The sequence below is a fragment of the Nitrososphaerota archaeon genome, assembly GCA_027887005.1.
GTDB lineage: Archaea > Thermoproteota > Nitrososphaeria > Nitrososphaerales > Gagatemarchaeaceae > UBA183.
Map to the genome: position 1 here is coordinate 25,442 of JAPCJI010000014.1, position 6,410 is coordinate 31,851.

Annotated in this window: 8 protein-coding genes; all 8 read right to left on the reverse strand. The window is 60.8% G+C overall.

Annotated features, from left to right (window positions below; translation table 11 throughout):
- Positions 1–16: 16 nt before the first annotated feature.
- A complete protein-coding gene (locus tag OK438_08105) occupies positions 17–1,168 on the reverse strand; it encodes a hypothetical protein (protein MDA4125388.1) in 1,152 nt (383 codons plus the stop codon).
- Positions 1,161–1,784 carry a TIGR00296 family protein gene (locus OK438_08110; protein MDA4125389.1) on the reverse strand — a complete coding sequence of 208 codons (624 nt, stop codon included), beginning with the start codon at positions 1,782–1,784 and terminating at the stop codon, positions 1,161–1,163. Before OK438_08110 ends, OK438_08105 begins: the two co-directional genes overlap by 8 nt.
- A 6-nt stretch (positions 1,785–1,790) precedes the next feature.
- Entirely contained in the window at positions 1,791–2,285 is a 495-nt protein-coding gene (locus OK438_08115) for a Mut7-C RNAse domain-containing protein (protein MDA4125390.1), read from the reverse strand.
- 15 nt (positions 2,286–2,300) lie between these two features.
- Positions 2,301–3,389, reverse strand: a complete 1,089-nt coding sequence (locus tag OK438_08120) for a tyrosine--tRNA ligase (protein ID MDA4125391.1) — start codon at positions 3,387–3,389, stop codon at positions 2,301–2,303.
- A gap of 37 nt (positions 3,390–3,426) precedes the next feature.
- Entirely contained in the window at positions 3,427–3,870 is a 444-nt protein-coding gene (locus OK438_08125) for a COX15/CtaA family protein (GenBank protein ID MDA4125392.1), read from the reverse strand.
- 36 nt (positions 3,871–3,906) lie between these two features.
- The gene (trxA, locus tag OK438_08130; protein MDA4125393.1) at positions 3,907–4,242 is read right to left on the reverse strand and encodes a thioredoxin; all 336 of its coding nucleotides are present in this window, start codon (positions 4,240–4,242) and stop codon (positions 3,907–3,909) included.
- Positions 4,239–5,549 carry a tRNA 4-thiouridine(8) synthase ThiI gene (gene thiI, locus OK438_08135; GenBank protein MDA4125394.1) on the reverse strand — a complete coding sequence of 437 codons (1,311 nt, stop codon included), beginning with the start codon at positions 5,547–5,549 and terminating at the stop codon, positions 4,239–4,241. Before thiI ends, trxA begins: the two co-directional genes overlap by 4 nt.
- A gap of 64 nt (positions 5,550–5,613) precedes the next feature.
- The coding region (cyoE, locus tag OK438_08140) for a heme o synthase (GenBank protein MDA4125395.1) at positions 5,614–6,410 on the reverse strand (797 nt) is incomplete at its 5' end.

Below are 6,410 nucleotides of genomic sequence, written 5' to 3' on the forward strand. Positions count from 1 at the left end.
CAAGGGTCCCGGGGCGTCATCGGCTGGAGGCTTTTAGGACCCTTCCAATTATCTCTAGACGTGCGTCGAACTTTGCGGCGAACTGGCCGAGCCTCCTAACCCTGTCTGGATAGCCCCCCCGAAGGAGCTCTTCCAGAGATTTCTTCAGGGCCTCCGCCGAGAGGTCGCTCTGGGCGAGGCTGATCGAAACCCCGAGCTTGACCGCCTTGGCTGCATTTCCCTCCTGCTCTGACTGGTTTGGTATGGGAATCAGGAGAGAAGGTTTGAACAGCGTTATTGCCTGACCCAATGTCCCATGGCCTGCCCTGGAAATGACCACATCGCACACTTTGAAGTAATGCTGAACGATTTCGCACCATCCGTAGAACCATCCTCCTTTGACTCTGACTGGTACCGAGCTCGAATGTGGATCCCCTCCTGAAATCAGGAAGACGTACCTGTCCGAAAGGGCTTCGGCCAGCTCCAGCGCCTGCTTCAGGAACACCCCCCTCGTACTCGGAGGTCCCGAAACTTGCCAGAATATCTTTGGGAGCGGACTGGTAGAGAACTCGCGGCCGACCTCGTCTGGAAGAGACTCCCCGGAGGGCGTAAGGAACCCGATATAGCTCACCTTCCCGACCTTGCTACCCCAGAGACTCGTCTCGCTCAGGGTGTTTGGTGGAGGGAGGTCAGGCAGCAGGACTTCGTCGCTGAATTCCCAAAGCTTCCCCATCCCGGCCGAGGTTCCGACTGAGAGGAGTCGCGAAGGGATCCCTGCGTGGTCATGGGAACTGGACAAGTTCAGCTGGTTGAGCACAGTAAAAGTCGGGAGGCCCAGGAACTTCGACGCGAGTACGGTGGATAGCGCCGAGTCACTCAGGACCACGTCCGCGCCGAACTTTCCGATGCTGGAAAGCTCCAAGCCGAGCTGTTGATAGGTTCTGGCCATGATAGAAGGGTAGGCTGCGAGGGTCGCCCTCAGCGAGAACTCTCCTGTCTCCGTGTAGCGGACATCGGCAAGGGGTAGGTTATTGCACCGGTATCCGCGCTTCCTGATGAGGTCGGCCACTTCTCCAGATGATGAGAACTCAATTTCCGAGCCGTTCGGGGTCAAAGCCCCAGCTATCTCCAGCATCCGGCTCGCGTGGCCCATCCCCGAGCCGAAACAACCGATGTAGACCCTAGGCACGGGGTAACTCCCCGTGCTTTACTCTGACGACCTTCCCCCGGGGCCCGGTCTCGGCAAAGACTTCAGCCTGGAAAATCTGGACATTCGTGCTGTCGTTGAGCCACGCGTCCGATGGGAGGCCCGCCTTCAGGCAGGTCTGGGAGAGGAACTCGGTCTGGTCCATGCCGAATTCGGGGGCGACCTGGGGGAGCAGGAGGCCGCTAAGGTACCCCCGGGACACAATCAGCCCGTCCTCCCCGATGCGCACCCTCGAGGGCAGGCTCTGCCTTGGGCCCTCTGCGTCCTCGGGCGGGGTGAGGACGCTCACCTCGATCTTGACTGAGTCAAGCTCATCCAGGCTGACCGGGGGGAACCTTGGGTCCTCGGTGGCAGCCGCGAGGGCCGCCTCCTGAATCGCGTCGCCGAGCCGCTTGACTGGGAAGGGGAACCCTATGCACCCCCGGAGTCGGTCCCTGCCCCCGCCCGCGACGTTCAGGGTCACGAAGACACCCCTGAGCTCAGAGAATAGTCCAGGGGGCCAGTCCCCGGCCGGAGGTCTGCCCCTGGTCAGATGTGCTTCGACCGCTCCCCGGGCGAGTTGGACCGCAGTCCTGCCTTCCTGGATTGAAAGTGGCATGAGAATCTATCCTAGGACCCGCTCGAGCCACCTTAACTTTTTCCAGTGGCCGCCGCGCCAGTAGTAGCGGCCGCACTTCGTGCATCGGTAGAACAGACGATGGCGGTGCTGTACGGAGGGGGGGACGCTGCCCCCAACCTTTTCTCTGGAGAGCCTCGCCAGCCTGCCGTCGCAGACCGAACAGCGCGAGGTCCCCCTCGTGAGGGGATGCCCCGAGGCTTTGGCGAGGAGGACAAGAGCCGCGAGCCTTCTCCCGTCGGTCCTTCCCGTCAGGAGATAGGACTTGATGCCCGCCGACCTCGCTCGTCCGGCCAGGTCCCGGTCTGCGGTTAGGATGATCCGCCGCTGGGCCGAGGCCGACTTCATGATGCCTGCGTCCCCTCCTTCGTCATGGTAGGTTGTGTCGAAGCCCAGGGCGCGGAGCTTCCTGGCCAAGGAGCCGAGCATCGCGTCAGCGATGAACTTCGTCGGCCGCCTTCTGCCTGGACCTTGGCGTGACAAAGTGAGATGCGGGGTTCAGCGTGTGGACTCGGATGCCTTCACTGCGAGGTAGAGCTTCCTCGCAGCTGGGACCTTCTCGAAGTGCTCTCTTATGGGCGAGATTATCCTATCAAGGGAATCGGAGACGCCTTTCTTGAGGTCGGCGGGGTGGAGCTTGCCCTCCCTGAATGCTGCCTCCAGTTCCGGGTAGGATGCGAAATCGATGTTTCCCCCGTACTTGTCCGGCCTCTCGACCCTGAGAGATTTCAGCTTCCTGAAGATGATGTACTTCGAATACTCCATCAGGGGGTTCCCTTCTACGACCTTGGGCGGGCAGTATGCCTCGCCGACCTTCTTCTGTATCTCGTCCCGGGTGTCGTGGACGAATATCGAGGACTCGGGCTTGCTCTTGCTCATCTTGCTCGTGATGGCAGAGTCCATCGCACTGTCCTCGTCGTAGCCCTCGGGCTCCTTCACTCCCTGGAGCCCCATGAGCATGTGGTGGTGGACCGCGACCGGCTTCTTCCACTTCATCTTCTCTGCGATCTCCCGTGCGAGGATGTTGGCACGGCGCTGGTCGAGCCCGAGCTGGCAGATGTCGACGTCCAGCCAGAAGATGTCTGCGACCTGCATGACAGGGTAAAGGAGTTGGGCAGTCTGCAGGAGCTCCTTCGATGTCCTCCCCGCGATGGTGAGCGCCCTTGTTGTCCTTGCAAGGGTCGCGTTCTGGGCGACGGTTACGACCCTCTTCCAATATTCAACGTCCTTGGCGGCGTCGCTAGTCCAAAGGACCTCCACCCTGGACATGTCCACCCCGGCTGCTTTCCAAACCTCGACGAAGTAGCGGCCGACCTCCTGGATCTTCTCGAGGTCTCCGCCCATCTTGTTGTTGACCCAGCCGAACCAGTCGGCTATCCAGAGCTTCATGTGCGCGCCTGCCTTCAGCATGTCGTCCACCAGGATCGGCCGGAGCACGCCGAAGGGAAGGTGGGCGAGGCCGCTTGGCTCGAACCCATCATAGGCGGTGGGGCGGCCGTTGGTCTCGAGAAGGGTCCTGAGCTCCTTCATGGTGATTATCTCTTCGCCGACCCCCTTGACGAGGTCGAGCCGTGTCTCTAGGTCCAATTGAGTAGTGGCTGTCAGTTATCGCAGTTAAAATCCTTCATGAAGGTCTCTTCGTCAAGACGAAGGCGGCCACCGCGAATCCGAAGGTGAGGACCGCAAGGCCCTGGTGTGCCGCGACCAATACGGCCTCCTCGGCCTGCGCGATCACCACGCCCCCCAGGAGCACCTGGCCGATTAGGAGCACCGAGGCGACGACAAGGATTCTCTTTACAGCCTGGCTCGAGCTCTTGTCCCTCCAGAACAGAGCGGTGGTCAGGAACAGGAAGAGGGTCGAAAGGGCTGCGGTTATCCTATGTAGGTATTCCATCACTGGCGCCAATTGGGGGGGAGGAAGGAGGCCTCCGAGGCAGCCGGGCCAATCCTTCGGAATGTTGGACCCGCAGGCGTCTCCGAAACCTGCCACAGTGACATAGGCCCCCACGACGATTGCTGAGAAGAGGATCGCGATAGTGAGAAGGAGGAGCAGGTACTTGCCGCGCATCGGCCGCCCTCAATTCGGATGAGACCTTAAAGGATTCTAGGATTTCTTGACTAGGGAGTCAAGCTTGCTCTTGAAGACGGCAGCAGGGACTGCACCGATCACGATGTCCTCCACCTTCCCCTTCGAGAAGAACATCACCGTGGGAATGCTCATGATTCCGAACTGCACCGCAAGCTCCTGGTTTGCGTCAGTGTCGATCTTCACGAACTTCACCTTGCCGGCGTATTCCTTCGCAAGCAGCTGGACGATTGGTTCGATGATCTTGCAGGGGCCGCACCAGTCGGCGTAGAAATCAACCATCACCGGCTGCGACGAACGGACGACCTCGTCCTGGAACTTGTTTCCTTCGATATGCATGACTGTTTCACTCAAGTAGTATCTCCTGAGAAACCATTCCCAGTTGCCTGCTTATAATTTTGCCTCGGCGGGACACTCAACTCGGCCTCCGCCCCCTTCAAAGACCCTCCTGAGGCCTGGCCAGCAGGAGGCCTCCTCATCGCCTCGTCCAGAGGAGTCACCTTGGTCTCGCCCGTAGCCGGGTTATACGACACGAGGGTGGCCCACCGAAGCGACTTCGCGAGTAGCACGCGGAATCCCAGCTCGTCCGCGAATTTCGATATCAGTTCTCCTTTCGCCTTGGTCCTCGGGTGCCTGGAAATAATCGCGCAGCAGTCCTTGTATTCCTCGAGCGAGGTCTCGTAGGTTCCGATTTGCTTTGCCAGGGTGATGATTTCTTCCTTGTCGTAGGTAAGGAGGGGCCTTAGGACAGGGAGGGTCGAGCCCTGGTCGAAGGCGGCCAGGTTCCAGAGGGTCTGAGACGCTGCCTGCGAAAGCGAGTCGCCTGTGGATATCCCGGAGGCTCCGAAGAGCGGGGCCAAGGCCTCGGCAGTCATCCGCATGAAACGCCGGAAGAGCGAAGGCTCCAGGTCGTTCGGCGCCTCGGCCGTGGCAAGCTGGTATTCCGCAAAGGGCACGAGGACGAGGGTGCTCTTGCCTCCCCAGGCCGACAGGGCCTTCACCTCTTCCATCACCTTGCTCTTCAGGGGCGCCTCCCCAGTGGGTGCCAGGTAGAAGTGCAGATAGACTGGCCTGCAGCCCCTCTTCATCATCAGCCAGGCTGCAGGGGGTGAGTCGATGCCCCCGGAGAAGAGGTGCATCACCCTGCCGGCAGTCCCAACTGGGAGTCCTCCGGGGCCCCTAACCTTCCTCGAGTAGACGAGGGCCCGGTCCTTCAGGACGTCCACGTGGACCTGGACGTCGGGGTTCGAAAGGTCGACTTTCTTTCCCGTTGCCTCGGCCACTTCCCCACCTAGAGTCCTGGCAAGCTCCATGGAGTTGATTGGAAACGACTTGTCCGCCCTCCTGGGGTTAATCTTGAAGCTCTTCCCGGATGAAGACCGCGCGGACTCGATGACCGCGTCCTTGATCTTCCCGTATTCGGGATCGACCACCGCGGCTTCCGCAAACCAGGCCACGCCGAAGACCTTGGCGAGCCTTCGTTCACCCTCAGCCTTGTCCCCCTTGACAGTCAGGAAGAACCTGCCCTGAAGCGGGTGGATTTCGGGCTCGAGGCCCGTCAGCGCCCTGCCGATGTTCCGCCTGAGCATCTTCACGAACTCAGGCCGGTTCTTGCCCTTCAGCGCAATTTCAGAGTAATGAACGACGAAGGATCCGGACAATTTCATAGGCGCCTCAGGCGCATCTCAGAAAAGGGTTCCCTCGGCTGCTCGTCCACCGACGGCCCTAGACCAAGGTGGCTGCCATCGCGGCCAGAAAGATCACTGCCAGGTACGGGCTGGTGAACTTGAACGCGAGCCAGGCGTTGTCCTTGGTAGGAGAGCCGAGGAGCTTCAGGTTCGTCCAGAGGAGCAGGGCGTCGAAAACGACTGCAACCCCGAGGTAAACGACAAGCCCGACGCCATCAAGGTAGACCCCGAAGAGCAGGCTGACTGGAATCAGGAGGAGCGTGTTGGCAACGATGTACTTGGAAGAGGCGGCAGGCCCCAGGACCGAGGGGAGCATTGGGATGCCCACGGCCGAGTAGTCCTGCTCAGTGATGACCGCGAGGCTCCAGAAGTGGCTCGGGGTCCAGACGAAGACCAAGGCAGCCAGGATCCAGGCGACGAGGGGGTAGGCAGACGTCACCGCGTACCAGCCTGCCAGGGCCGCGCAGCTCCCTGCGAACCCACCCAATACGATGTTCCAGGTGGTTCGGGGCTTGAGCCAGATCGTGTAGATGGGGACGTAGACGAAGGCCCCCAGTGCGATGAAGAAGGTGGCGACCAGGTTGAGCGTAAGGACGGCCACTCCCACTCCGAAGATGAGGAGGCCGAACCCGAGGAAGAGCGCGTGGGAACTCGGGAGTATGCGCTTGGCAGGGAGGGGCCTGTTCCTGGTCCTTTTCATCTTCGAGTCGATCTCTTGTTCCAAGTAGCTGTTGAGCGTGAGCGCCCCGGCCGAGGCGAGGGTACCCCCGACGAGCACCCCGAAGAGAGTAACGAGCGGTGGGAGCGTCCTGGCTGCCACCACGGCCGAACCCA